This window comes from Paludibacterium sp. B53371, assembly GCF_018802765.1.
Classification (GTDB): Bacteria; Pseudomonadota; Gammaproteobacteria; order Burkholderiales; family Chromobacteriaceae; genus Paludibacterium.
Map to the genome: position 1 here is coordinate 2,775,987 of NZ_CP069163.1, position 26,392 is coordinate 2,802,378.

A 26,392-nucleotide genomic window follows, 5' to 3' on the forward strand; every position below is an offset into this window, starting at 1 on the left:
CGTCACGGCGCGCTCAGGCAAAAATTTTCAGATATTCCATCAGCGCAGACTCGAGCTGCAGCCGGACGTTCAGCGTGTGCTGACCATAGGGGGCCAGACGATCCAGAGCCGCTGCCGCCTGCATCAGCTGCGGCAAGTCGGCTCGGCGGGCCAGATTGTCCAGCGCCACGCGATGATCGGGGTAATAGCGCACGATGCCGGACAGACGCAGTGCCGCCAGATCATGCAGCCACATCTGCAGCCACTCCAGCGGCACAGCCAGCGGCAGTTTCTGCTTGTCGGCACGCTCGGCCATCTGCAGCACATTGGCCAGACTCGGCTGGATCAGCCCGTCGATGAATGCCGCCCGGGCGGTGCTCAGCGCCGGGTCGTGGTCAAACAGCGGGGCGCCGCCGTGGTGGGCCAGCTCGGTCTGGGCATCGGCCACCCCCTGCTGGCGCAGCCAGGCCAGGGCCTGCTCCTGCGAGGGAGCGGTCATGGCGAACTGACGACAGCGGCTGCGAATGGTCGGCAGCAGACGCTGCGGCGCATGGGCCACCAGCAGGAACAGCACATCGGCCGGTGGCTCTTCGAGGATTTTCAGCAAGGCATTCGCCGCGGCTGGGTTGAGGGCCTCGGCCGGCTCGACCAGCACCACGCGCTGCCCCTGGCGATGAGAGGTCAGGTGGGCAAATTCGATCACCTCGCGCACGGCCTCGATCTTGATGACCGGCAGTTTGCGGCTGGTCTTTTCCTCGTCCTCTTCGGTGAGCGGCGACAGGCGGCGGAAGTCGGGGTGGCTGCCGAGGGCAAACCAGCGGCAGGACTCGCATTCGCCGCAGGCCGCATGATCGGCGGCGGGATAATCGCACAGCAGCGAGCGCGCCAGCTCTTCGGCAAAGGCGGCCTTGCCGATGCCGGCCAGGCCGGTCAGCAGCCAGGCATTCGGCAGGCGCTCGCGTTCGAGGTTGATGCGCCGCCAATCCTCCGCTTGCCAGGGATAGCGCATCAGACAGACTCCAGCAGGGTGGTCAGACGGGCGGCGATATCGTCGCGGATCACCGCCAGCGGACGGGTCGAGTCCAGCACACAGAATCGCGGGAAAGTGGCGGCACGATCCAGATAGGCCTGTCGTGCACGCTGATGAAAATCCTGCTGCTCGCGTTCGATACGATCCAGGGTACGTTCCCCGGCCATGCGCGCCTTGGCCACCTCGATCGGCACATCGAACAGCAAGGTCAGATCAGGCTGCAGGCCCTGCTGTACCCAGTCTTCCAGCACGGCGATGCGTGCGGACGGCAGGCCACGCCCGCCCCCCTGATAGGCAAAGGAAGAGTCGGTGAAACGGTCGGAGACCACCCAGCGACCGGCGGCCAGCGCCGGCCGGATCACGCGCTGGATGTGCTCCTGGCGCGAGGCGAACATCAGCAGGGTTTCGGTTTCCAGCGAGACCTCGGTTTCCGGTGCCAGCAGCAGCGCGCGCAGTTTCTCGGCCAGCACGGTACCGCCCGGCTCACGGGTAAAGACGGCATCGATGTGGCGCTCGGCCAGCCATTGGCGGATGAAGTCCAGATGAGAACTCTTGCCGGCGCCGTCAATACCTTCCAGCGTGATGAAACGGGGACTCATCAATCAGTTGCCCTTCTTGAGAATGTACTTGCGCACAGCATCATTGTGCTGATCGAGGGTTTGCGAAAAATAACTGCTGCCATCGCCGCGGGCAACGAAGTACAGCACATCGCTGGCCGCCGGATGCGCGGCGGCCGCCAGCGCGGCCGAGCCCGGCAGGGCAATCGGCGTCGGGGTCAGCCCGTTGCGCGTGTAGGTGTTGTACGGCGTATCCCGGCGCAGGTCGGCCTTGGTGATATTGCCATGGTAGGCATCGCCCATCCCGTAGATGACGGCCGGATCGGTCTGCAGGCGCATGCTCTTGTTCAGCCGGTTGACGAACACGGCGGCAATCATCGTCCGGTCCTGCGGCCGCGCGGTTTCTTTTTCCACCAGACTGGCCAGGGTCAGCAACTGGTAGGGAGAACTGACCGGCAAAGTACTGTTGCGCCCCTGCCAGGCCTCGGCCAGCTTGCGCTGCATGGTGACATAGGCACGCCGATAAATGTCCAGATCGCTGGAACCGGGCGTGAAGTAGTAGGTGCTGGGGAAAAACAGCCCTTCCGGATGCGGTTCGCTGGCACCGATGCGCGCCAGGATTTCGCCATCGCTCAGGCCGGCGGTATCGTGCGTGACATCCGGATGCTGATCCAGCAGATTGCGGAACTGGCGGAAGGTCCATCCCTCCACGACCGTGGCACTGGCCTCATCAGGATTGCCCTCGGCAAAACGCTGCAGAATGCCCCACAGGCTGATCGAGCCATTGAAACGGTACTGGCCCGCCTTGATGCGGCGATCCGTCCCCTGCAGACGGGCCAGCAACACCATCACGCCCCGGCTGCGCACCACCCCCTCCTGCTTCAGGCTGGTCGCTACCTGCGACAGGGTGCGGCTCGGGCCGACGGTAATCGTGTATGGCGTGGCCGGCGGTTCGATCGGCACGAACACCACCCAGGAAAGCCAGACAACCGCCAGCAGGAATGCTGCCAGCACCAAACGGGTCAACCATTTCATCATCTACCGCGTCCGCAATGTCAATACGCCTGACCGGCCAAGCGCCGGTGAGAAAAAGTATGTGCATGATAGCAGACTGCGCCGCTTCTACCGACCCTCTCCCTGCCTCCGGCCAGGAGAATTCTGCCCGGCAGGCTGGTCGACCTGACGTCTGCGCCGGAACCATTGCCTAGCACTTTGGTCTCTTTTAAACCTTCTGCATAGGTTTAATGATTTATGAATGCCTTCTACAAACTGGCCTGCGCACTGGTGGCCTGGTCGGCCCTGTCGATGTCGGATGGCGCACTGGCAGCACAACCGCTGTCCTCGCTGCCCATGACTGCCTTCCAGATGTCGCAGGAGCATCCGGAACGATTCAGTTTTGTTCGTCCCGGCGTGGATCTGAGCCAATACCGCGGCGTGATGCTGGCGCCGCTGTCCTTCATCGCGGCATCGGGTGCGGACTGGCAGTTGCAGCGCGCCAGCGCCGATCACCCGCTGGAGCAGCATTTCCGCCTGGTCATGAGCGAGGCGCTGCAGGCCCAGGGGCTGTCTCTGGCCGCTGAGCCTGCCAGCGATATCCTGTGCCTGAAGCTGGCACTGGCGCACCCCGCCGACCCGGCGCTGGTGGCGGCCTCGCTGGATTTGAACCGTCTGACCGACGGCGTGGCGCATTATCTGTCTCAGGTGCAGATCGTCGGGGAGGTGGCGGACTCACACAGCGGATTGCTGCTGGCCGGGGTGGCCCAGCTGGGTCAGACGCCGCATTCGGGCGGCAAGCGCAGTGACATGACCGCCCTGCTGGATGACTGGAGTCTGGCCAGTGCCAGCAGACTGGCGCAGGCTCTGGGCCGGGATCAGGCCTAGGCGTCAATCGCAGGGATCGACCTCGATACCGTATTGGCGCCACAGCCGGGGCAGGGTTTCCACCTGAAGCGGAATCTCGCCCTCCGGCAGCGCCACGCTGCCAGGCAGCGATGACAGCATGCCATCCCAGTGCGGCATGCATTCTGCCACCACGCTGGCCAGTTCTCGATCGTCGATGAGAGCCAGGGTACCGTCGATGTCGAGCAACATCTCGCCATCCGGTGTCACAAAAGCACTGCGGGCGGGGCGGACCGTCTCTCCGGGCCGTATCTGCCAGCCATGACTCACCCGCCTGGCAACATACGGTGCTGTCTCCAGGGCCACATAGACCTTTTGCGGGCCATTCTGCACGTAGTAGCGCCCCTGGCCATCACAACCGTAGTTGCGCTGGAAAAAGGCATTCATTGCATCGTGTGACAACCGTTCGTCACGCAGCCACCAGTGCCCGCGGGCATCCAGCCGCAACCAGCCGAAGACAGCGGCCACATCCGGCCATTTGGCCATCGCGGCAATGACTTGCGCATCCATGCACGCTCCTTGTCGATACGGTTTGCTGACATCAGGCATCTTACCCGAAATGGATAAGACGCCTGAATATCATGACCGACCCGGCAAGATGATCGCGCCGTGCCGGTACTCAGCGCAGATCCGGATCACCACCGAGCGCCTGCAGCAGCGCATCGGGATCCTGATCGCAGGATCGCAGCGCCTCGCGCACCTTGTTGTAGGCGACGCTGGCTTCGGCCGGATACTTGGTGAACGGGGTCAGACTGTGATGCTTCCAGCCGGCCGCTGCCATGATCTTCTTGTGGAAGGGCGGTGCTGCCGTGCCCCCGCCGACCAGTTGCATCAGATAGCGGTCGATCAGAATGTGCGGATGGGGGTCGCGCGACAGGGTGCTGAAATGCTCCGGCTTGACTTCATTGAATTCCATGTTCACTCCTCCACTCAGGTACTTTTCATCAAAGCCCAGCCAAGGCATTTTTTCCAGTTCATCCGTCACGCAGCAGGCGCAAGGGAGACTGGCGCAACAGCTGACCGCATATCGGCCAGCCCGCCAATGGCACCAGGAACATGCCGCAAAGCATGCCCAGTAAAGGTAAAAGCCCCTTGAAGTGCCAGGGCAGATCAAACAGGACCCAGCCCGCCAGCGCACCGAGACACATGGCACCGCTGCCGGCAATCAGGCCGGTCACCGCCCCCAGGCTCAGCAATTCGCCCAACACCACCGCCAGCAACTGCTGTCGCGAGGCGCCGAGCGCCCGCAGCAGGGCCGCATCGCTCAGGCGCTCATCACGGGTCGCACCAAGCGCCGCCCACAGCACCAGCAGACCGGCCATCAAGGTCAGCACGAACAAGGCCTCGATAGCCTGCGCCAGACGCTCGATGATCTCCCGCACTTGTGCCAGCACCTCGCTGACATCGATGAGCGTCAGATTCGGCATGGCCTGCACCAGTTGTGTGGCAAACAGCGAACGCCCCGGTGGCAGATAAAAACTGGCCACCAGACTGCCCTGTTGCGACGCCAGCATCGGCCGTGTCGCGAGCACAAAGAAATTCACCCGGAAGCTATCCCAGGCGAGCTGGCGCAGATTCATGACCCGCCCCTGCAAAGGGGTGCCGGCCAGGTCAAAGGTCAGACGATCGCCCAGGCGAAGCCCCAGTTTCCTGGCCAGCCCCTGCTCGACGGAAAACGCCCCGCTGGCATCCGGCGACCACCATTGTCCGGCGACCAGCTGGTTACCCGGCGGCGGCGTGTCACGCCAGGAAAGATTGAACTCACGCTGCAGCAACCGCTGCGTTTCACTATCTGCATAGTGCGTTGGGACGATCGGGCGATCATTGATGGCGATCAAACGGCCCCGCACCATCGGGGCCGTCTCGGGGACGGGCAGGCCCGCCGAGCGAAACCGGGCGCTGAATGCCGCAAGCTGGTCCTCCTGCAGATTGAGGACGAACTGATTCGGCGTATCGGCCGGCAAACTGGCCCGCCAGGCCTGCAGCAGATCCGTACGCACGACGGTCATGGTCAGCAGGGCCATCAGGCCGAGCGACAGCGCCAGCACCTGCAGGACGGCAAGCGCGGGTCGCCGGCCAGGGGCTGCCATGCCAAAGCGCCAGCCAACCCCGGCCGCGTACCGCGACAGATAGCGCATCCCCTGCACGGCCCCCCAGGCCAGCCCCCCGGCCAGCAAGGCATAGACCAGGATGGCGACAAGCAGCCAGACGGCAGGTCCAGGCTCGCCCACCTGCCACAATGACAGCGCCAGCAGCACCAGCACACTGAATACCGACAGCAGCAGCCCGGCCGGCTGCGGTCGTAGGCCGGCCCGCAGGACCGCCATCGGCGGCACACGTTGCACCATCAGCAGCGGCGGCAAAGCCAGCCCCAGCAGCAGCAACAGGGCGCTCAACGGCCCCAGCGCCAGCAACCAGCGTGAAGGGGGCGGCAGACTGTCGAGCTGAGCTGGCAAGGCCACCCGTGCCAGCACCTCCTGCAAGCCATAACCGGCAAGGCTGCCACAGGCGCCGGCCAACAGCCCGACCAGGAACAGAATGCCGGCAAACAACCCGGTCACCTGCCGTCGTGTCATACCCAGGCAGCGCAGCACGGCCACCTGTTGCCAGTGGCGGGCCAGATAGCGGCGCACCGCCAACAGGGCGGCGGCCGCCGCCAGCGTGACCGTCAGCATGGCACTCAGGCCGAGAAAACGCTGTACGCGATCCATGGCCTGACGCAGCGCCGGCTGAGCGGATTCGGCGCTCTCGATGCGCGCCCCCGCTGGCAGTTGCGGCCTGGCCCACTGCAGCCACTGTCGCACACGCGCCGGCTCCCCGCTGACCATCAGACGCCAGTTGGCACGCGCACCCGGCAGCAACAGGCCGGTCGCCGCCAGATCCTGCTGGTTCAGCAGCACTCGCGGCATAAAGTTGAAAGCATTGAGCGCCTGATCCGGTTCGCGCAGCAGTTCGCCGCCGAGCCGCAAGGTCAGCAGCCCCAGCCGAAGCCTGGCCCCCGGCCGGACGTCAAGCCGCGCCAGCAGGCGGGTATCGGCCCAGATTTCGCCCGGGGCCGGCTGGATACGCCCTTGCACCACCCGACCATCGGCCAGACGCACGCGCAACACTCCCCGCAGGGGGTAGTTGCCGGGGATGGCGCGCAGGGAGGCCAGCATCATGGCTTGTCCGCTCGATACCATCGAAGGAAAGGTCACACTGCGGCTGACTTGCAGCCCGTCGCGCTGCGCCCGGGCGGCCAGCCCTTCCGGCAAGGGTGTATCGGCCAGCAACACACCATCGGCAGTCAGCAGTTGCCGGTTCTGCAGGCTCATTCCCTGCGTCACCCGATCCGCCAGCATGCTCACGCTGCTGGTAGCACAGACGGCCACCAGCAGGGCCAGCCATAACAGGCGCAACTCGCCGGATCGGCCTTCGCGCCAGACAAAGCGCCAGCTCAGCATCCGCCGTTTCATGAGGGCTCGGCCTGCAAATGGCCATCCTGCAGGCGGTACACCGCCTGGCAGCGCCCGGCCAGAGCCGGGTCGTGCGTCACCAGCACCAGGGCCGTACCCTGTTCACGGTTCAGCTCGAACAGCAGCTCGATCACTTGCTGCCCCGAGGCGGCATCGAGATTGCCGGTCGGCTCATCGGCAAACAACAGCGCCGGATGGCCGACAAAGGCACGTGCCAGGGCTACCCGCTGCTGCTCGCCCCCCGAAAGATGGCGCGGATAGTGCGCCAGCCGATGCGACAGCCCCACCCTTGCCAGCATCTGCGCCGCCCGCTCCCTGGCCGGGTGAATCCCGCTCAGTTCCAGCGGGAGCATGACATTCTCCAGCGCCGTCAGTTGCGGCATGAGCTGAAAGTTCTGGAACACGAAACCGACACGCTGCCGCCGCAATCGCGCTCGACCGTCTTCGTCGAGTCCGCCCAGCGGCGTCGAGAACAGTGCGACCTCGCCGGCAGAGGGCTGGTCCAGTCCGGCCAGCAGGGCCAGCAACGTCGATTTGCCGGAGCCGGAAACGCCGACAATCGCCACGCTGTCGCCCTGATATACATTCAGGTTGATGTCATGCAGAATGGGAATTGTTTCATTTTGAAACAGAATCTGTCTGGCCAGGCCACGGGCTGTCAGCACAATTTGCTCCGGATGATCTTGCATGCGTTTTCGACGCTTCCATTTGGCTGGGTTGTTGATCTGCGGCCTGTCGCTGCCGCTGCAGGCCGCCACGGTCATGGTCTTTGGCGACAGCCTTTCGGCGGCTTACGGACTGTCGCCATCCCAGGGCTGGGTCGCCCTGCTGGCACGGGATCTGGCGCCGAAGCACAAGGTCGTCAATGCCAGTCTGTCCGGCGAAACCACTGCCGGCGGGCTCAGTCGCCTGCCCCAGGCGCTGGCGACGCACAAACCGGACTGGGTGATTCTCGAACTCGGTGCCAATGACGGTCTGCGCGGCCTGCCTCTGCCCGCCATGCAGGCCAATCTGCAGCGCATGATCCGGTTGAGCCGCCAGGCGCATGCCAACGTTCTGCTGATCGGCATCGCCTTGCCGCCCAATTACGGACCGGACTACACCCGGGCATTTCACGCGGTGTACGACCGGCTGGCGCGAGAACTCAAGTTGTCCTATGTCCCACAACTGATGGCGGGCTTCGCCGGCGACCTGTCGCGTTTTCAGGCGGATGGCATTCATCCGGCTGCGTCGGCGCAAGGTCAGATGATGCAGACCGTCCGGCAGGCATTACCTTTATGAATTATGCGCCAGCACACAGGGTGCGGCGCAGCGATTGGTTCAGAAATATGACTGAACCGTAACGGAAATCACCGACTCATGCCACGCTCGACTTTACTGCGCCTGCTTGCCCCCTACCGCGGCCTGCCGCGCACGGTCTACATCCAGATCGTCTGCTCCTTTCTCAATAATATGGGTGGCATGGCCAAGCTGTTTCTGCCGCTGTATCTGCATGCCAACTATGGCGTGCCCTATCGCTGGGTCGGGCTGATGGTGTCGGCCTACGGCATCGGTGCCCTGGTCGGCTCATATCGCGGCGGCAGCCTGTCCGATCGCTACGACAGCCGTCTGCTGTCCAAGCTGTTTCTGGCCGGAGCCAGCATCAGCATGGTGCTGCTGGCCCTGCCGATCCCGCTGTGGCTGTTTGCTCCGGTACTGATTGTGTCCGGCTTCTGCGACGGGGCCTTCCGTCCGGTCAATCAGCGACTGGCACTCGAGCCCTGTACGCCGGAGCAGCGAGGGCAGGCTCAGGGCATGTTGCGCGTGGCGATCAATCTTGGGGTGGCGGTCAGCGGCATTACCGGTGGTTTTCTGGCGACCCTGGGCTATCAGTGGGTCTATCTCAGCAATGGGATCGCGACCGGCCTGGGGGCCCTCTGGCTGGCCTGGGCCTATCATCGTTATCCGGTGGTGCTGGAGCGACGCCTGCAGCGGGGCGAAGCGACGACCCCGACGACGGCCAGCCTCAGTCCCTGGCATGACCTGCCCTTTCTGCGACTGATGTTCGGCATGGTGATTGCCGCTGCCGTCTTCGATCAGATGTATTCAGTGCTTGGGCTGTATCTGGCTGAGTACAACCATCTCGGACCGCACTGGCTGGGCATCCTGTTTACCATCAACGGTCTGATGGTGGTCTTCCTGCAAGTGCCGGTGTCCCAGCGGATGAACCACTGGGGGATCGGGCGTTGCGCCCAGATCGGGGTGATGCTGACCGGGTTCAGCTACCTGTTGCTGCTGGTCAGCCCACACCCGCTCTGGCCGGTGCTGGCCGCTATCGGGCAGACCTGTGGTGAACTGCTGATTTCACCGGCTTTCATGCTGCTGGTGATGCGGCGCTCGGAAGGTCGTCTGCGTGGGCGCTATATGGGCATGTACAGCTCGGCCTGGGCAGGTCGCACCCTGTTTGCCCCGGCGCTGGGCGCCTGGGTCTACGGCACGGCCGGCGGGGTGACGCTCTGGGTAGGCTGTGCGCTGGCCACCACCCTGGCGGCGCTGATCCAGATGGCACCGCTGAGGCAAATCCTGCAACCGGGCGTCCCGGCCTCCCTGCCGCAGCAGGCCTGATCACTGCAAGAAGTCATGGATGCGCCGATAGGTTTCGGCACACACCGCAGGCACCAGCCGTTCCAGATTCAGGAAGGCATGGATCATGTCCGGCTTCTCCTCGTACGCCACGTTGACGCCGGCGGCCTGCAGCGCCTGACTGTACTGTCGTGCCTCATCGCGCAGCGGATCGAAGCCGGCGCTGATCACCAGCGTTGCCGGCAGGCGCGGGCCGATCGGCAGGTAAAGGGGTGAAGCCGCACGGCGATCCTCGCCATGCTGGAAGTACTGGTTGAAATACCAGGCGATGCGTGCCCGGGTCAGGAAGTAGCCGTCGGCATTCTCCTGCATCGACGGTGACGTCATGGTGTAGTCCAGCGAGGGATAGATCAGTACCTGCCGGTGGATCGACACCTCGCCCTCATGCTGTGCCCAGGCACATCCGGCGGCCGCCAGCGCGGCCCCCGCCGAATCGCCGGCCACCGACAGGCGGCGCATAAAGGTCATCTGACGCCCCTGCAGCATGGCAAATACCCCCTTGATGACGGTGCGGGTATCCATCTGCGCGGCAGGATAAGGGTTTTCCGGGGCAAGGCGATATTCCGGCACAACCACGATATGACCGGTGGCGGCAGCCAGCCGCCGGCTGATCGGATCATAGACGCTGACCCCTCCGGCGGTATGTCCTCCGCCATGCAGGAACAGCAACACCGGGCATGCTTGCGTCGGGGCCGGATGATAGATGCGTACGGGCACACTATAGTCGTGGCCGGGGATGAGGTCATCGTTGACCCAGGCGATGGGCGGCCCCTCACTTACCATCTGGCGGGTCAGACCGGCAAGGGCCTCGCGCGCGCCAATGGCGGTCGGCTTGTATCCGTCCGCCATCATCTGTGCCACGCGCTGGTTGAACTCGGCCAGCCAGCTGGCCAGGGCCGGGTGCAGGGCTTGTGTGCTCACCGTCGCGTCTCCCGCAGATAAAATGACTACATCATTATCCGCAGCAAAAAACGAAAAGGCCAGCCGGTGAGGGCTGGCCTTTGATCCGTTCGGAGGCAGGAACGGACGTCTTGAGACTTACAGGTCCTTGGCGTTTTCTGCCAGGTAAGAAGCCACACCGCTGATGCTGGCTTCCATGGCCTTCTTGCCCTTGTTCCAGCCTGCCGGGCAGACATCGCCGTTCTCTTCGAAGAACTGCAGGGCATCGACCATGCGCAGGGCTTCGTCGATATTGCGGCCCAGCGGCATGTCGTTGACGACCTGGTGGCGCACCACGCCGCTCTTGTCGATCAGGAAGGTGCCGCGGAATGCCGGACCATCGACCGACTCGACATCGAACTCGCGTGCCAGCACGTGGTTGACGTCAGCGACCAGGGTGTAACCCACTTTACCGATACCGCCCTTTTCGACCGGGGTTTCACGCCATGCATTGTGGGTGAACTCGCTGTCGATCGATACACCGATCACTTCGACATTACGCTTTTTGAATTCTTCGAGGCGATGGTCGAATGCAATCAGTTCGGACGGGCAAACAAAGGTGAAGTCCAACGGGTAGAAGAACACGACGGTGTATTTGCCGGCGGTGGCCTTCTGGAAGTTGAAGTCTTCAACGATGTTGCCATTGCCCAGTACGGCGGCAAACTTCTTGTCTGCATCATGGAAAAACGGAGCTTGCTTACCAACTAGTACTGCCATCATGGATCTCCTTTTTTAGCATCTGTTTGGCGTCTGGCGCCAGGAGTTGGCATATTTATAGCCCAGACAACACCAAACGGGAAATAGTAAATTAATATCGAGGTAATTAACTTTCTCAATGCACCCGGTAGATCAGCAGCTTAGGCTCGCTATAGTGACATAAAAAAACGGATGCCGTGGCATCCGTTTTTGATCAGCGCGCTGGCCGGGCCATTTACTGGCCTTCGGTCTTGCGCAAGCGCAGATTCAGTTCGCGCAATTGCTTGTCGTCGACGTGGTTCGGCGCCTGGGTCAGCAGACACTGGGCACGCTGGGTCTTCGGGAAGGCAATCACGTCGCGGATCGACTCGGCACCGGCCATCAGGGTCACCAGACGATCCAGGCCAAAGGCCAGACCACCATGCGGCGGCGCGCCAAACTTCAGGTTGTCCAGCAGGAAGCCGAACTTGTTCTGTTGCTCTTCCGGCGTGATCTTTAGTGCGGCGAATACCTTCTCCTGCACTTCGGCACGGTGGATACGGATCGAACCGCCACCGATTTCCCAGCCGTTGAGCACCATGTCGTAGGCGCGCGCCAGGCAGGCTGCCGGATCCTTGTCCATCAGGTCTTCGTGCCCCGGCTTGGGCGAGGTGAACGGATGGTGGCAGGCGGTCCAGCGATCGTCTTCCTCGTCATGCTCGAACATCGGGAAGTCCACCACCCACAGCGGCTTCCAGTCCTTGCTGGCCAGGCCCTTTTCATGCCCGATCTTGATGCGCAGGGCACCCAGCGCCTCGTTGACCACCTTGGCACGGTCGGCACCGAAGAAGATCAGGTCACCGTTCTGGGCACCGGTACGCTGGATGATTTCGGCCAGCGCGGCTTCGGACAGGAACTTGACGATCGGCGACTGCAGGCCGCTGTCTTCGCCATTGCTCAGCTTGCTGACGTCATTGACCTTGATGTAGGCCAGACCCTTGGCGCCGTAAATGGCGACAAACTGGGTGTAGTCATCGATTTCCTTGCGCGACAGGCTGGCACCACCCGGAATCTTCAGCGCAGCGACACGGCCGTTCGGCAGGTCGGCGGCGGCGCGGAACACCTTGAACGACTCGGTCTTCATCAGATCGGTCAGTTCGGTGAACTGCAGCGGCACACGCATGTCCGGCTTGTCGGAACCGTAATAGAACATGGCATCGGCATAGGTCATGCGCGGAAAGGCCGGCAGGTCGACGCCCAGCACGTCGCGGAAGATCTCGCGCGTCATGCTTTCGGTGATGTCCATGATCTCTTCTTCACCCAGGAAGGAGGTTTCAATATCGATCTGGGTGAATTCAGGCTGACGGTCAGCACGCAGGTCTTCGTCACGGAAGCACTTGGTGATCTGGTAGTAGCGGTCGAAGCCGGCCACCATCAGCAGTTGCTTGAACAGCTGCGGCGACTGCGGCAGGGCAAAGAATTCGCCCGGGTGCACGCGGGACGGCACCAGGTAGTCGCGTGCGCCTTCCGGCGTCGAGCGGGTCAGCATCGGGGTTTCGATGTCGATGAAGCCCATGCGGTCGAGGTACTGACGCACCCCCATGGCCACGCGGTAGCGCAGGCGCAGGTTCTTTTGCATTTGCGGACGACGCAGGTCGATCACGCGATTGGTCAGGCGAACGTTTTCCGACAGGCCTTCGTCATCGATCTGGAACGGCGGGGTCACCGCACTGTTCAGTACTTCGATTTCCTTGGCCAGGATCTCGATTTCACCGGAAATCAGATTGGCATTGGTGGTACCGGCCGGGCGCTCGCGCACGATACCGGTGATCGACAGGACGAACTCGTTGCGGCTGGCATCGGCGGTAGCAAAGGCTTCCGGGGTATCCGGATCGATCACGACCTGTACCAGACCTTCACGGTCGCGCAAGTCGATGAAGATCACGCCGCCATGGTCGCGACGGCGGTGTGCCCAGCCCTTGACCGTCACGGTCTGGCCCAGATATTTCTTGTCAATCAGTCCGCAGTAATCGGTTCGCATATTTACAATCGCTTCAAGTCATTCATTCGTAAAGAGGGGTAGCTTAACGCGTTTGAGCGCCGAATCAAAATCCGGCGCCCGGCAAACGGACAGATCGTGGCAGGAACAGCAAAAAACCGGCCGCAGGCCGGTTATCGGCTTTCCCTGTTCAGGACTTGCGCTCGGTTTGCGGCGCGACGACCCCCATGGAAATCACATACTTCAACGCGTCGTCGACGCTCATGTCGAGTTCGCGCGTATCCTTCTTGGCCACCATGATGAAGTAGCCGGATGTCGGGTTGGGCGTAGTCGGCACATAGACGCTGATGTACTCGTCCTCGCCCAGCAGCGGGACCAGGTTCGCCGCCGGCTTGCCGGTCTGGAAGGCGACCGTCCAGGCGTCCTGATGCGGGAAACGCACCAGCAGGGCCCGGCGGAAAGCCTGTCCCGAGTCGGACAGCAGGGTGTCACTCACCTGCTTGACGCTGTTGTAGATCGACTTGACCACCGGGGTGCGCGAAATCACGCCATGCCAGAACATCAGCAGACGCTGGCCGAGCACGTTGGCCGTCAGCATGCCGGTGCCGAGCAGCACCAGCACGGCGAAGACGACCCCGAAGCCCGGAATGTTCACGCCGAACAGATGCTCCGGCCGCCAGGCGGTCGGCAGCAGGTTCAGGGTCTGGTCCAGCGTGCCCACGATCAGGTTGAGCACCCAGAGCGTCACGGCCAGCGGCAACCACAGCAGCAGGCCGGTGACCAGATACCCCTTGAGGGTCATCTTGATGGGTTTCATGTCAGGAGTGGCTGCAGGATCCGGAACAGGTGTGACCGCCACCCGACTCGGCCACCGGGCAGCTGCCGCCCTTGAAGTCGGTGGCATACCAGCCATTGCCCTTCAGCTGGAAACCGGCCGCCGACATCAGCTTGCGATATTGGGTACTGCCGCAGGACGGGCAGCTGGCAATCTGCTCATCGCTCATCTTCTGCAGGTGTTCTTTCTGGCTGCCACAGTCGTCGCAGCGGTATTCATAAATCGGCATTTCTCGTACTCCGCATTCTTGACATTGACACGGTCGGGACCGCGTGCCCCGAACCGCTGCACCATGCAAGCGCAGATGCGGTCAAACGGCACAAACTCAAGGGGACTTGCCCCCGGAACCCCGATTATATCTGACAACACGTGGGATCGCAGCCCACAACGTATGGAAACATTCCTGATATTGCATTGCAACAAAACAAGACTACCATGAAGTATTTAAACCACTTACAGAGGTAGGCATGAACGTCAGCGGCAACATCATTGCAGGCAAGAAGGGACTGATCGTCGGCATCGCCAACGACCAGAGTATCGCCTACGGCTGCGCCACAGTGCTGCGTCAGCTGGGTGCCGAACTGGCGGTCACCTACCTGAACGAAAAAGCCGAGAAATACGTCCGCCCCCTGGCCGAAGGTCTCGATGCCAAACTGATTCTGCCGCTGAACGTCGAAGAACCCGGCCAGATGGCTCAGGTGTTCGACACGATTCGCCAGGAATGGGGCCATCTCGACTTCGTGGTCCACTCGATCGCCTACTGCCCGATGGAAGACCTGCACGGCCGCGTGGTCGACTGCTCGCTCGACGGGTTCCAGCAAGCGATGCGGGTTTCCTGCTACTCCTTCCTGGAACTGGCACACCACGCCGAACCCCTGATGACCCATGGCGGCACATTACTGACCATGAGTTACTACGGATCGGATAAAGTAGTAGAAAATTACAACATCATGGGACCGGTCAAGGCGGCGCTGGAAAGCGTCAGCCGCTACATGGCCAACGAGCTGGGTCCCAAGGGCATCCGCGTGCACGCCCTCTCGCCCGGACCGCTGAAAACCCGTGCCGCCTCGGGCATCGCCCACTTCGACAGTCTGATCAGCGATGCCATCGAGCGGGCGCCCCAGAATCGCCTGGTCGATATCGAGGACGTCGGTCAGGTCGCCGCCTTCCTGATTTCGGATGCGGCGCGTGCACTGACCGGTGCCACCATCTATGTCGATGGCGGCTTCAACATCATGGCCTGAGGGGAAACCGACGATGCTGTTGCGAGACATCCATGCTTTTGAAGACATCCGGGAGGAGGCCAAGCGCCTGGGCCCTCTGCCCATGGCCGTGGCGCACCCCTGCAGCCGCGAGTCGCTGCAGGGCGCCATCGAAACCAGCCACGACGGTGTCGCCACCCCCATCCTGATCGGTCCGGAAAACAAAATCCGCCGCCTGGCCGAGGAAATCGACATCGACCTGCAGGACATCGAAATTGTCGACATGCCTCACAGCCATGCCGCAGCCGAAACCGCGGTCGCCATGGTGCGCGACGGTCGTGCCGACATCCTGATGAAGGGCAGCCTGCATACCGATGAGTTCATGACCGAAGTACTGGCGCGCAATACCGGTATTCGCACTGACCGCCGCATCAGCCATGTCTTCATCATGCGGGTCGAAAGCTATCCGCGCTATCTGTTCATCACCGATGCCGCCATCAATATTGCCCCCGACCTGATGACCAAGCGCGACATCTGCCAGAACGCCATCGATCTGTGTCACTCGCTCGGCATCGCCGAACCCAAGGTGGCCATCCTGTCGGCTGTCGAAACCATCACCCCGGAAATCGCTTCGACCGTAGATGCCGCCGCCCTGTGCAAGATGGCGGATCGCGGCCAGATCCGCGGCGCCATCCTCGATGGTCCGCTGGCCTTCGACAATGCGATTTCGCTGCAGGCGGCCGACACCAAGGGCATTGTTTCCCCCGTGGCCGGCAGTCCGGACATCCTGCTGGTGCCTGACCTAGAGTCGGGCAATATGCTGGCCAAGCAGCTGACCTATCTGGCGGCAGCCGCCTCGGCCGGCATCGTCATGGGCGCCCGCGCGCCCATCGTACTGACCAGCCGCTCGGAAGATGCGCCCGGCCGGCTGGCCTCGGCGGCCATTGCCAACCTGCTGGCGCACCGCCGGCGCAAAATCGGAAAGATTGCATGAGGTCATCCCTGCTTGCCGTCAACGCCGGCTCTGCCACGCTGAAATTCCGCGTCTACGACGACGCCGGCAGCACCCTGCTGGTCAGCGGCCTGATCGACCGCTTTGGCGACAGTCAGGACAGCACCCTGACCCTCTCCGATGCCCGTGGCCATCAACTGGCTGAACATCGCCTGGAGCGGGGCGACAAGGAGGCAGCGATTGCCAGCATGATCGCCACCCTGGCCGAACATCACCTGCGCGTCGATGCCGTGGTGCACCGGGTGGTGCATGGCGGCGGCTTCTATAACCGCCCGGTCTGGCTGGACGAGGACGTGCGCAACCGCCTGGAAGAATGGATCCCCCTGGCGCCCTTGCACCAGCCGGTCAGCCTGGCGGTCATCGACGCCTTCCTGGTGCTGGACCCGGCCCTGCCGCAGATTGTCTGCTTCGACACCGCCTTCCATGCCAGCCAACCGGAAGTCGCCACCCGCTTCGGCATTGCCCGCCACTGGCACGACGAAGGCATCCGCCGCTATGGCTTTCATGGCCTGTCCTATGCCTCGATTGCGCGCCGCCTGCCGGAGCTGGGGCTGGACGAAGCCAGGGTGGTGGTCTGCCACCTCGGCAGCGGGGCCAGCGCCTGCGCCATGGTCAATGGAGCCAGCGTCGCCTCCAGCATGGGCTTTTCCGCCGTGGAGGGCCTGATGATGTCCACCCGGCCCGGCTCGCTGGATGCCGAGGTGCTGTTGTACTGGATGGAGCACGAGGGCATGGGCGTGCGCGACGTGCGGCGCGAGCTGTACAAAAACTCCGGTCTGCTCGGCGTTTCCGGCCTGTCGGCCGACATGCGACAGTTGCTGGCCAGCAGTGACCCGGCGGCACGCGAGGCGGTGGAACTGTTCTGCTATCGCGCCGTGCGGGAAATCGGCGCACTGGCTGCCTGCATGAAGGGCATCGATGCCCTGATCTTTACCGCCGGCATCGGGGAGCGCTCGCCGGAAATCCGCGCCCGCATCCTCAAGCAACTGAGCTGGCTGGGTTTCGACCTGGACCTGTCGGCCAATCTGTCACAGGCGCGGCGACTGACCACGCCGAACAGCACGCGACACGCCTGGATGCTGCCGACGGACGAAGAAGGAGAAATGGCACGCAGCGCCGCCCTGCTGCTGGCGACCCGCGAAGAGGCATGAAGGGATACCGGAAAACACAAAAGGCTCCGAAAGGAGCCTTTTTGCGTATTCTGTCTGGCTGAAAACTGCTTAGGCAGCCATTGCCTTGATCTGGGCAGACAGGCGGCTCTTGTGGCGAGCGGCCTTGTTCTTGTGGAACACGCCCTTGTCGGCGATACGGTCGAGAACCTTGACCGAAGACTGGAAGACTTCGCGGGCGGCAGCCTTGTCGCCGGCCTCGACAGCCTTGAGGACTTTCTTCACTGCGGTACGGAACGCAGTGCGCAGGCTGGCGTTGTGCGCGCGCTGCTTGAGAGCCTGGCGTGCACGCTTGCGAGCTTGTGCGCTATTAGCCATGAAACTTTCTCCTGGTGAACTGAATCTGAAACCCGCGATTTTATGCTTTAAGTTCTAGTTTTGCAAGAAAAATACCAGCACTCCGCCGCGAGCGGTCTCGCATGATACAACAGAATGACAGAAAACAACTCACTGGCAGCTTTGCGCTACACTTGGCCCCCTTCACAAAACCTCCGCAAGCGGCATGAATCTTCTCAAGACATTGGCCCGGGTCAGCAGTCTGACCCTGCTGTCGCGCATCCTCGGCTTTGTGCGCGACACCCTGATCGCACGCCAGTTTGGCGCCGGTCCGGCCACCGATGCCTTTTTCGTCGCCTTCAAGCTGCCCAACCTGCTGCGCAGGCTGTTTTCCGAAGGGGCCTTTGCCCAGGCCTTCGTGCCGATGCTCAGCGAGCACCGCCATCACAGAAGCCATGCCGAAACCCGCGCCTTCATCGCCAGCATCAGCGCCATGCTCGGACTGGCCCTGACCCTGCTCAGCGCGCTGGGCATGCTGGCCGCACCGCTGCTGGTCTGGCTGATGGCCCCCGGCTTCAGCCGCAGCGGCCCCCAGTTTGCCCTGACCGTCGACCTGCTGCGCATCACCCTGCCCTATATCCTGCTGATCTCGCTGTCCTCGCTGGCAGGCAGCATCCTCAATGCCTGGGGACGCTTCGCCATTCCGGCCTTTACCCCGGCGATCCTCAACCTGACCTTCATCGTGGTCACGCTGACCGTCGCCCGCCATGTCGATCCGCCGGTGGCGGCGCTGGCCTGGGCGACCTTCTTCGGCGGCTGCCTGCAACTGCTTTATCCGCTTTACGCCCTCAGGCGACTGGACCTGCTGCCGCGCCCACGGCTCAACCTGCAAGACCGAGCGGCCTGGCGCGTCATGCTGCGCATGCTGCCGGCCATCTTCAGTGTCTCGGTCGCGCAGATTTCCCTGCTGCTGAATTCGACCTTTGCCTCTTTCCTGCCCAGCGGCAGCGTCTCCTGGATGTATTACGCCGACCGGCTGATGGAATTCCCCACCGGGGTACTCGGCGCGGCCCTCGGCACCATCCTGCTGCCCTCGCTCAGCCGCCATGCCGCCGATGCCGACCACGCCGCCTACAGTGCCCTGCTCGACTGGGGCATCCGACTGACCCTGCTGCTGGCCCTGCCGGCCACCCTCGGCCTGGCCATGCTGGCCGGCCCGCTGACCAATACCCTGTTCCACTATGGCCAGTTCACCCTGCACGATGCCGCCATGACCCGTCAGGCACTGATCGCCTATGCCATCGGTCTGGTCGGCCTGATCCTGATCAAGGTGCTGGCACCGGGCTTCTTCGCCCGGCAAAATCTGCGCACACCAGTCCGGATTGCCCTGTGGACCCTGGCCGCCACCCTGCTGCTTAACCTGCTGCTGATCGTCCCGCTGCGCCATGCCGGACTGGCCCTGTCCATCGGACTGGCCTCCCTGCTCAACGCCGGCCTGCTACTCTATGAACTGTGGCGCAGCCGCATCTATCGTCCGGCCGCGGGCTGGCCACGCTATCTGGCACAACTGGCCGGCGCACTGGCCGTCATGGCACTGCTCTTGCACGGCCTCCAGCAAGGGCTGCCGGCAGGCTGGGATCAGCAGGCTCATGGCCGCATGGCCGGCCTGGCGCTGCTCATCGGCCTGGGTGCCATCGGCTACTTTCTGACACTGCTGGCGCTCGGTCTGCGCCCGCGCGATCTGAAACACCAGTAATACGGAGAATCACGGCATGACCATGCAACAACCCGAAAACTCGCCACTGGGCAAAAAAGTCGACTATCAGGATCACTACGACCCCAGCCTGCTGTTCCCGATTCCGCGTCGCGCCAAACGCGAAGAAATCGGCATTGATGAGGCGGCCCTGCCATTTCGCGGCGTCGACATCTGGAATGGCTACGAACTCTCCTGGCTCAATGCGCGCGGCAAACCGCAAGTCGCCATCGTGACCTTCGAGATTCCGGCCGAATCGCCCTGCCTGATCGAATCGAAGTCGTTCAAGCTGTACCTGAACACCTTCAACCAGACCCGACTGGACAACGAGCAGGCACTGCTGGACTGCCTGACCCGCGACCTGAGCCAGGCCGCCGGTGCGCCGGTACGCGTCAGCCTGACCCGGCGCGCCGACTTTGCCGCCGAACGCTTTGCCGAACTGCCGGGCGAATCCATCGACGAGCTGGACATCGAAGTCAGCGACTACGGTCCCGACCCGTTGCGCCTGCGTGCGCATGCCGGCGACATCGTGGAAGAAACCCTGTGCTCCGACCTGCTCAAATCCAATTGTCTGGTCACCGGCCAGCCAGACTGGGGCAGCGTGACCATCCACTACCAGGGCCCGCGTCTGGATCGCGAAGGCCTGCTGCGCTACCTGATCGGATTCCGTCAGCACAACGAGTTTCACGAACAATGCGTCGAGCGCATCTTTGCCGACATTCAGCGCCAGTGCGCCCCGGCCCGCCTGACCGTCTATGCCCGCTACACCCGCCGCGGCGGTCTGGACATCAACCCCTGGCGCAGCAACGACCCGCAGGCCACCGGACCGGTCAACCTGCGTACCGCGAGACAATGACATGAAAATCCTGACCGCCCTGCTCTGCCTGCTGCCACTGGCGGGCTGCGCCACCATGAACGAACAGGAGTGCCGCAACATCACCCCGGCACAGCTGGGCCTGAAGGATGGCCGGCAAGGTTACGGGCTGTGGCGGCTGGAGAAACATGTCGAATCCTGCGCTCGCTTCGGTATCGACTTTGACCGCCAGGCCTATCTGACCGCACGCGAAACGGGTTTACAAAGCTATTGCACCCCGGAAAACGGGGAAAAAGTCGGCGAGCGGGGCGAGGGCTACGAAGGCGTCTGCCCGGCGAGCAGCGAGCCGGCCTTCCTGGCCAAATACCAGCCGGCCTACCGCGAATACCTGATCGATAACCGAGGCGGTCCGTTCTGGTTCCCCTGGCCACTGCGCCACTGAGCGCCGGCCGCTTCACCCGTATTGCATTTGACGCATCCTGCCCCCACGCTGTAAGAATACTGTCAAACAGACATCTCACAAGGGCAGGCCATCATGCAGGAATGCTTCTATCTCGACCCCTATCAGACCGAACTGCAGACCACCGTCCTGCACCACCGCCCCGGCGGCGTGGTGCTGGCGGACACCATCAGCTACCCGCAAGGCGGCGGGCAGCCCGGGGACACCGGTACCCTGACCCTGCAGGACGGCAGCGTCATCGCGGTGGAAAATACCCGGCGCGACCCCGACAGTGGCGAGATCGTGCACTTCCTGCCGGAGACCGCCCAGTACCCGGCCAGCGGCAGCCCGGTCACCCTGCGCATCGACTGGGCACGGCGCCATCGCCACATGCGCATGCACACCTGTCTGCACCTGCTGTCCGAAGTCCTCAAATACGAAGTCACCAGCGGGAACCTGACCGCCGAGAGCGCCCGGCTCGACTTCAACCTGCCCGAGGGTGAGGAACTGAACAAGGACGACATCGAAACCCGTCTCAACCAGATGATCGCGGCCGACCATGCGGTCACCATGAAAATGATCCCGGCCGCCGAGCTGATCCGGCAACCCGACCTGATCGCCTCCATGGCGCTGCCCCCGCCGCTGGACAAACCGGAGGTTCACCTGGTTGAAATCAGTGGCGTCAGCCTGGAGCCCTGTGGCGGCACCCATGTGCGCCATACCGCCGAAATCGGCCCGGTGCTGGTGAAAAAAATCGAAAACAAGGGCAAGCGCAACAAGCGCGTGGTGATTGCCTTCGCCGACGCCTGAGGAGGAGAAACCAATTGGCAGAGCTCTTTTACCAAGACACCTATCAAACCCGACTCGAGACCGAGGTGGTCAGTCAGGACGCGCAGGGCGGCCTGATCCTCGCCGACACCATTTTCTACCCGCAAGGCGGCGGCCAGCCGGCGGATACCGGCACGCTATGCAGCGGTGGCGTGTGCTACCCGATCGTCAACACCCTGCGCGACCCGGACAGCGGACAAATCGTGCACTACCTCGGCGCAGCACCGACCCTGCCGCCCGGCACCCGCGTCAGCCTGGAACTCGACTGGTCTCGCCGTTACCGCCACATGCGCATGCATACCTGCCAGCACCTGCTGACCGTGGTGCTGCCCTATGAAGTGACCGGCGGCAATCTCAACGAAGAAGGCGGGCGCATGGATTTCAACCTGCCCGAAGGGGTGGTGCTGGACAAGGAGACCATCCAGCGCGAACTGGACCGGCTGGTTGGTGCCGATTATCCGGTACACATGAAGCTGACCAGCAGCGAGGTCTTGCGCGCGCAGCCGGATCTCGTCAAGACCATGAGCGCCCCGCCGCCAATGGATGCGGCAGAAGTGCACCTGGTGGAAATCGAGGGCATCGACCTGCAGTCCTGTGCCGGCACCCATGTCCGGCGCACCGGCGAAATCGGCCAGGTGCAGGTGAAGAAAATCGAAAACAAGGGCGCACGCAACAAACGCGTCCATCTCGCCCTGCTGTGAGCCCCAGGCCGGGGGCCTAGGCCTCCGGCTGACCGATCAGGCGCCGCACGCGCCGGCGCAACCCGTCCAGCAACGTATACACCACCGGCACCACCAGCAGCGTCAGCAGGGTGGAGGTCACCAGGCCGCCGATAATGGCATGCGCCATCGGCCGCTGCGTCTCCGCGCCTTCGCCGCCCGACAGCGCCAGCGGCAACATGCCGAAGATCATCGCCAGACTGGTCATCACGATCGGACGCAGACGCACCTGCGCGGCGGCCAGAATCGCCTCGTGCCGCGACAGCCCCTCGCGGCGCGACTGATTGATGAAGTCCACCAGCAGAATCCCGTTCTTCGCCGCCAGCCCCATCAGCATCACGATCCCGATCACCGAGAACATGTTCAGCGTCGAGCCCCACAGCCCCAAGGCGACAAACACCCCGACAAAAGCCAGCGGCAGCGCCATCATGATGGTCACCGGCAAGGTAAAACTGCGGAACTGCGCGGCCAGAATCATGTAAATGAAGATCACACCCAGACCAAGGGCCTGCAAGGCCGCCGACAGCGCTTCCTGCATGTTCTGGCTGTCGCCCTGCTGATCGATGCTCACCCCGTCCGGCAGGCGCGTTTGCTTGATCAGACGGTCGACATCGGCAAACACCGCCGCCGGATCACGTTCACTGATATTGGCCGTCACGGTGATCTCGCGCTGCAGATCGACCCGGTCAATCTCGCGCGGCGTCTCGCCACGCTTGAGCTGGGTCACGGTCGACAGGGGCACCATGCTGGCGCCGGCGCTGGCATCCCGATTGCCGGCCACGGTCAGTACATCCAGCAATTCGCTGCGGCGCAGGGACTTGGGCACCTGCAGGCGCACATCGTAATTCTCGCCATCCGGCGCTTCCCAGGTAGTCACCACCGAACCGCCCAGCAGGGTCGACAAGGTCTGACCGACCCGACTGAGATCGATGCCCAGCGAGGCGGCCGCATCACGTCGCACCTGAATGTCCAGCGAGGGATCGGCCTCCGCCAGGGAGGAGCGCGGCTCGCGAATGCCCGGCACTTTGGACAGACCGCTGATGAACTGCTGGGCAGCCTGCGACAGCGCAGTCAGATCGTTGCCGCGCAGCGCAATGCTCACCGGTTGCCCGCCACCGCCATCCTGATCCAGCTCACTGACCGACTTGACCTCAATACCGCCGACCTGCCCCGCCAGCGTGCGGGCCTGGGCAATGATCTGCGTCAGCGTGCGCCGGCGCTGGTCACGCGGGCCGACATCCACCCGCAGCGAACCTTCCGAGGCGGCTGAACCGAAGTCGCCGTTGCCGGTCGAGATCCCCACCGTCTTGACCTCCGGGATCTGACGCATCAGCACCTCCAGCGTCCGCGCCTTGTCCGTGGTATACGCCAGCGTCGAGCCGGCCTCCGTCTTGAAACTGATGAGAAAACTGCCACGGTCCTGGCGCGGCATGAACTCGCCGCCAATGCGCGGCACCAGGGCAAAGCTGCCCACCGTCAGCAGCAGGGCCAGGCCAATCACCGTCTTGCGATGTGCCAGCGACCACTGCAGGGCGCGCAGATAATGCCCGCCAACCCGGTCAAGCAGCGATTCGAAACCATCCAGCAACGGCCCCAGCCAGCCCTTGTGCCGGTCGCCATGCCGATGCGGGTCGGGCCAGATTGAGGACAGCATCGGATCGAGCGAAAAGCTGACCAGCATCGAGATCAGTACCGCCACGGTCACCGTCAGACCGAACTGGTGAAAGAACTTGCCGATCACCCCGCCCATGAAGCCCACCGGCAGGAACACCGCCACGATGGTCAGGGTCGTGGCCAGCACCGCCAGACCGATCTCGTTGGTGCCGTCCAGCGCCGCCTGCCGGTGCCCCTTGCCCAGATTCACATGGCGCACGATATTTTCCCGCACCACGATGGCATCATCGATCAGCAGGCCGATCGACAGCGACAGGGCCATCAGCGTCATCATGTTGAGGGTGAATCCCGCCATCTGCAGGGCAAACAGCGTCCCGATCAGCGCCACCGGCAGCGTCAGGCCGGTAATCACCGTACTGCGCCAGGAGCCGAGAAACAGAAACACGATCAGTACGGTCAGGATCGCCCCTTCCAGCAGCGTGGCCTGCACATTGGCCAGCGAGCGCTTGATGCTGACCGACTTGTCTTCGGTAAAGTGCACCGTGGCACCCGCCGGCATCTGCGACTGCATCTCCGCCAGCAGCGCATGAACACCATCGGCCATCTGCACCACATTGGCGCCGCGGGTGGCGCGGATATCCAGTCCGACGCCCGGCTGGCCGTTGATCAGGGCCACACTGTCCTGCTCTCCCTCGGCGTCGCTCACGCTGGCGACCTCCGACAGCGCAATAGCGCGATTGTCGCGATAGCCCACCACCAGGCGGGCAAAATCCTCCGGCGTCTTCAATTTGCCGGCGATGCGCACCGCCAGCTCGTTGTGCGCCGTCGTCACCGTGCCGGCGGGAAAATCACGGTTGGCCTCGCGCACGGCATCGGCGATCTCCGGCACCGACAAGCCAAGCGCCTCCAGCCGGTAGGGATCGACATCGATGCGGATCTCGCGCGACACCCCGCCATACATTTTCACCTCGCCCACCCCCGGCACGGTCTGCAGGCGCTTCTTCAGTACCTGCTCGACCCAGGTCGTCAGCGCACGCTGGCTCACCTGACTGGTATTCAGCGTCAGCGACATCAAGGGACGATCATTGGGATTGAACTGCGAGACGCGCGGTGTGCCGATCTCGCGCCGGAACTGTCCCTGCACCCCGCCGACGCGGTCACGCACATCCTGCAGGGCCACGGTCGGATCGATGCCCAGCTCGAACTCGGCGACCACATAAGAGAAGCCAAGCATGGAATAGGAGCGGATATGCTTGATGCCGCTGATGGTGTTGAGCGCCTCCTCCAGCGGCCGGCTGACCTCACTCTCCACCACCGCCGGTGAGGCACCGCTGTACTCGGTGATCACCACCGCCACCGGGAAGCGGATATCCGGAAACTCTTCCACCGGCAGGCGCGACCAGGAGAATGCCCCCAGCACGACCAGGGCCAGCATCAGCACCGTGGCGAAATAAGGATTATGGACGCTGATGCGGGTCAGCCACATGTTTGCGCTCCTCAGTGACCGGCAGGCAGCGTCACCGCGTCGCCCGCCTTCAGCCCCAGCAGACTGCCGACCACCACGGTCTGCCCCGGCGTCACCCCGGAGATCGCGGCCAGGCGCTCTGCCTCGGCCCGCAGCCGAATCTGCACCGGCAGTCGCACCAGTTTGCCGTCGCGCACGCCCATCACCCATGGCTGGCCATCGGCGTCATGCACCGCAGTCAACGGCAGCGCCACCTGATCCGCGACCTGAGTCAGGCCGATCGTCCCCTGGACGAATTGTCCGGCACGCAACTGCCCCTGCGGATTGGCCACGCGCAGAAACACGGCAAAACTGCGCGTCGAGGACTGAGCGACCGGATTCATGCGCACCAGCGTCCCCTGCCAGCGCTGATCACTGCCCTCGATACGAAACTGGCCCGTCATGCCCAAACGCAGTCGGGCAACCTGCTGCGAAGGGATATTGGCGGTAATTTCCAGCACCGACAGATCAGCAATGCTGAACAGACTGGCTCCGCGTTGCGCCTGCTCGCCCGGATTGATCTTGCGCTGATACACCACCCCATCGATCGGCGCCCGCAGCACGCTGTCGGCCAGCACCTTGCGCGCACGCGCCAGCTGCGTTTGCTGCGCACGGAACTCACCTTCGGCGATGCGGTAATTGCTGCTTTCCTCTTCAAAGGCCAGCTTGGAGATGAAGCCCTTGGCAAACAGCTCGCGCTGCTTCTCCAGCTTGATACGGGCCAGCGCAAGGCGAGACTGGTGATTGGCCAGCTGCGCCTGCTGCTCCGACATCGCCTCGCGCGCCACACGACTGTCGATGCGCGCCAGCACCTGCCCGCGCCGCACCGGTTCGCCCTCGCGCACCGCCACCTCCAGCACCGTTCCTTCCAGTTCCGAGCCCACCACACTGCTGCGCAGCGGATTGAGCGTGCCGGTAAACGGCAATCCATCCACCACCGGCGCGATGCGCGCAACCTGGACGTCCTGCGCCGATAACAGACGGGGCACCACCGCCGCCGTTTCTTCGGCCTGCTGCTTGCCGCAGGCGGTCAGTCCGATCAACAAACACCAGCAAAACCATCGGCGCATGG

At 63.4% G+C, this 26,392-nt stretch carries 26 protein-coding genes; 11 read left to right on the forward strand and 15 right to left on the reverse strand.

The features are described 5' to 3' along the window. Positions 1 to 13 precede the first annotated feature (13 nt). The 3 genes from JNO51_RS13260 to mltG are packed head-to-tail and all read right to left on the reverse strand — an operon-like array spanning position 14 to position 2,601. Positions 14 to 988 (reverse strand): DNA polymerase III subunit delta', encoded by a 975-nt coding sequence (locus JNO51_RS13260; protein WP_215778016.1) that lies wholly within the window; start codon positions 986 to 988, stop codon positions 14 to 16. Then, the gene (gene tmk, locus JNO51_RS13265) at positions 988 to 1,608 is read right to left on the reverse strand and encodes a dTMP kinase (RefSeq protein ID WP_215778018.1); all 621 of its coding nucleotides are present in this window, start codon (positions 1,606 to 1,608) and stop codon (positions 988 to 990) included. Before tmk ends, JNO51_RS13260 begins: the two co-directional genes overlap by 1 nt. Positions 1,609 to 1,611: 3 nt before the next feature. Beyond that, a complete protein-coding gene (gene mltG / locus JNO51_RS13270) occupies positions 1,612 to 2,601 on the reverse strand; it encodes an endolytic transglycosylase MltG (RefSeq protein WP_215782728.1) in 990 nt (329 codons plus the stop codon). A 216-nt stretch (positions 2,602 to 2,817) separates the two neighbouring features. On the opposite strand from mltG, the gene JNO51_RS13275 reads away from it, so the two are divergent. Beyond that, positions 2,818 to 3,447: a DUF3313 family protein gene (locus JNO51_RS13275; protein ID WP_215778021.1), complete on the forward strand. Its 630-nt coding sequence runs from the start codon at positions 2,818 to 2,820 to the stop codon at positions 3,445 to 3,447. Positions 3,448 to 3,450: 3 nt separating this feature from the next. Here the strand turns inward: JNO51_RS13275 and JNO51_RS13280 are convergent, their stop codons facing one another. The 4 genes from JNO51_RS13280 to JNO51_RS13295 form a co-directional block, all read right to left on the reverse strand. Further along, the gene (locus JNO51_RS13280) at positions 3,451 to 3,975 is read right to left on the reverse strand and encodes a DUF2946 family protein (RefSeq protein WP_215778023.1); all 525 of its coding nucleotides are present in this window, start codon (positions 3,973 to 3,975) and stop codon (positions 3,451 to 3,453) included. Between the two features lie 109 nt (positions 3,976 to 4,084). Next, a complete protein-coding gene (locus JNO51_RS13285) occupies positions 4,085 to 4,381 on the reverse strand; it encodes a hypothetical protein (protein WP_215778025.1) in 297 nt (98 codons plus the stop codon). Positions 4,382 to 4,439: 58 nt separating this feature from the next. Continuing rightward, positions 4,440 to 6,920, reverse strand: coding sequence for an ABC transporter permease (locus JNO51_RS13290; protein WP_215778028.1), 2,481 nt, complete (start codon positions 6,918 to 6,920; stop codon positions 4,440 to 4,442). After that, positions 6,917 to 7,609: an ABC transporter ATP-binding protein gene (locus JNO51_RS13295; protein WP_215778031.1), complete on the reverse strand. Its 693-nt coding sequence runs from the start codon at positions 7,607 to 7,609 to the stop codon at positions 6,917 to 6,919. Before JNO51_RS13295 ends, JNO51_RS13290 begins: the two co-directional genes overlap by 4 nt. On the opposite strand from JNO51_RS13295, the gene JNO51_RS13300 reads away from it, so the two are divergent. Next, positions 7,608 to 8,201: an arylesterase gene (locus JNO51_RS13300; protein WP_215778033.1), complete on the forward strand. Its 594-nt coding sequence runs from the start codon at positions 7,608 to 7,610 to the stop codon at positions 8,199 to 8,201. The genes JNO51_RS13295 and JNO51_RS13300 overlap by 2 nt on opposite strands. A gap of 78 nt (positions 8,202 to 8,279) precedes the next feature. Beyond that, positions 8,280 to 9,524: an MFS transporter gene (locus JNO51_RS13305; RefSeq protein ID WP_215778036.1), complete on the forward strand. Its 1,245-nt coding sequence runs from the start codon at positions 8,280 to 8,282 to the stop codon at positions 9,522 to 9,524. Here the strand turns inward: JNO51_RS13305 and JNO51_RS13310 are convergent, their stop codons facing one another. The 5 genes from JNO51_RS13310 to JNO51_RS13330 form a co-directional block, all read right to left on the reverse strand. Further along, a complete protein-coding gene (locus tag JNO51_RS13310) occupies positions 9,525 to 10,463 on the reverse strand; it encodes an alpha/beta hydrolase (RefSeq protein ID WP_252346089.1) in 939 nt (312 codons plus the stop codon). It abuts the gene before it with no gap. Between the two features lie 117 nt (positions 10,464 to 10,580). Further along, entirely contained in the window at positions 10,581 to 11,198 is a 618-nt protein-coding gene (locus JNO51_RS13315) for a peroxiredoxin (protein WP_215778038.1), read from the reverse strand. 214 nt (positions 11,199 to 11,412) lie between these two features. After that, positions 11,413 to 13,197 carry an aspartate--tRNA ligase gene (aspS, locus tag JNO51_RS13320; protein ID WP_215778041.1) on the reverse strand — a complete coding sequence of 595 codons (1,785 nt, stop codon included), beginning with the start codon at positions 13,195 to 13,197 and terminating at the stop codon, positions 11,413 to 11,415. A 148-nt stretch (positions 13,198 to 13,345) separates the two neighbouring features. Beyond that, entirely contained in the window at positions 13,346 to 13,972 is a 627-nt protein-coding gene (locus JNO51_RS13325) for a DUF502 domain-containing protein (protein ID WP_215778043.1), read from the reverse strand. A 1-nt stretch (position 13,973) separates the two neighbouring features. Continuing rightward, a complete protein-coding gene (locus tag JNO51_RS13330; RefSeq protein WP_215778045.1) occupies positions 13,974 to 14,219 on the reverse strand; it encodes an FmdB family zinc ribbon protein in 246 nt (81 codons plus the stop codon). Positions 14,220 to 14,457: 238 nt separating this feature from the next. Between JNO51_RS13330 and fabI the strand changes: the two genes are divergently transcribed. From fabI to JNO51_RS13345, 3 genes are read left to right on the forward strand one after another with little or no spacing between them, the layout of a single operon-like run. Continuing rightward, entirely contained in the window at positions 14,458 to 15,234 is a 777-nt protein-coding gene (fabI, locus tag JNO51_RS13335) for an enoyl-ACP reductase FabI (protein ID WP_215778047.1), read from the forward strand. A 13-nt stretch (positions 15,235 to 15,247) separates the two neighbouring features. Next, positions 15,248 to 16,186, forward strand: a complete 939-nt coding sequence (locus tag JNO51_RS13340) for a bifunctional enoyl-CoA hydratase/phosphate acetyltransferase (RefSeq protein WP_215778049.1) — start codon at positions 15,248 to 15,250, stop codon at positions 16,184 to 16,186. After that, positions 16,183 to 17,355: an acetate/propionate family kinase gene (locus tag JNO51_RS13345; RefSeq protein WP_215778051.1), complete on the forward strand. Its 1,173-nt coding sequence runs from the start codon at positions 16,183 to 16,185 to the stop codon at positions 17,353 to 17,355. The genes JNO51_RS13340 and JNO51_RS13345 overlap by 4 nt, the downstream gene beginning before the upstream one ends. 69 nt (positions 17,356 to 17,424) lie before the next feature. On the opposite strand, the gene rpsT is transcribed toward JNO51_RS13345, so the two are convergent. Then, positions 17,425 to 17,691, reverse strand: coding sequence for a 30S ribosomal protein S20 (gene rpsT, locus JNO51_RS13350; protein ID WP_215778053.1), 267 nt, complete (start codon positions 17,689 to 17,691; stop codon positions 17,425 to 17,427). 184 nt (positions 17,692 to 17,875) lie between these two features. Between rpsT and murJ the strand changes: the two genes are divergently transcribed. From murJ to JNO51_RS13375, 5 genes are all read left to right on the forward strand, one after another. Further along, positions 17,876 to 19,405, forward strand: coding sequence for a murein biosynthesis integral membrane protein MurJ (murJ, locus tag JNO51_RS13355; protein ID WP_215778055.1), 1,530 nt, complete (start codon positions 17,876 to 17,878; stop codon positions 19,403 to 19,405). A 22-nt stretch (positions 19,406 to 19,427) separates the two neighbouring features. Then, positions 19,428 to 20,258 carry an NADPH-dependent 7-cyano-7-deazaguanine reductase QueF gene (queF, locus tag JNO51_RS13360; protein ID WP_215782730.1) on the forward strand — a complete coding sequence of 277 codons (831 nt, stop codon included), beginning with the start codon at positions 19,428 to 19,430 and terminating at the stop codon, positions 20,256 to 20,258. A 1-nt stretch (position 20,259) separates the two neighbouring features. Next, positions 20,260 to 20,658 (forward strand): DUF2799 domain-containing protein, encoded by a 399-nt coding sequence (locus JNO51_RS13365; RefSeq protein ID WP_215778057.1) that lies wholly within the window; start codon positions 20,260 to 20,262, stop codon positions 20,656 to 20,658. A 93-nt stretch (positions 20,659 to 20,751) separates the two neighbouring features. Continuing rightward, complete coding sequence (locus JNO51_RS13370; protein WP_215778060.1) at positions 20,752 to 21,465, forward strand: alanyl-tRNA editing protein; 714 nt, start codon at positions 20,752 to 20,754, stop codon at positions 21,463 to 21,465. 14 nt (positions 21,466 to 21,479) lie between these two features. Continuing rightward, positions 21,480 to 22,184: an alanyl-tRNA editing protein gene (locus JNO51_RS13375; RefSeq protein ID WP_215778063.1), complete on the forward strand. Its 705-nt coding sequence runs from the start codon at positions 21,480 to 21,482 to the stop codon at positions 22,182 to 22,184. 16 nt (positions 22,185 to 22,200) lie between these two features. Here JNO51_RS13375 and JNO51_RS13380 read toward each other — a convergent pair whose 3' ends face one another. Together JNO51_RS13380 and JNO51_RS13385 are read right to left on the reverse strand one after the other, a co-directional pair. Further along, positions 22,201 to 25,302 (reverse strand): efflux RND transporter permease subunit, encoded by a 3,102-nt coding sequence (locus JNO51_RS13380; RefSeq protein WP_215778065.1) that lies wholly within the window; start codon positions 25,300 to 25,302, stop codon positions 22,201 to 22,203. Between the two features lie 11 nt (positions 25,303 to 25,313). Continuing rightward, the gene (locus tag JNO51_RS13385) at positions 25,314 to 26,390 is read right to left on the reverse strand and encodes an efflux RND transporter periplasmic adaptor subunit (protein WP_215778067.1); all 1,077 of its coding nucleotides are present in this window, start codon (positions 26,388 to 26,390) and stop codon (positions 25,314 to 25,316) included. Positions 26,391 to 26,392: the final 2 nt, after the last annotated feature.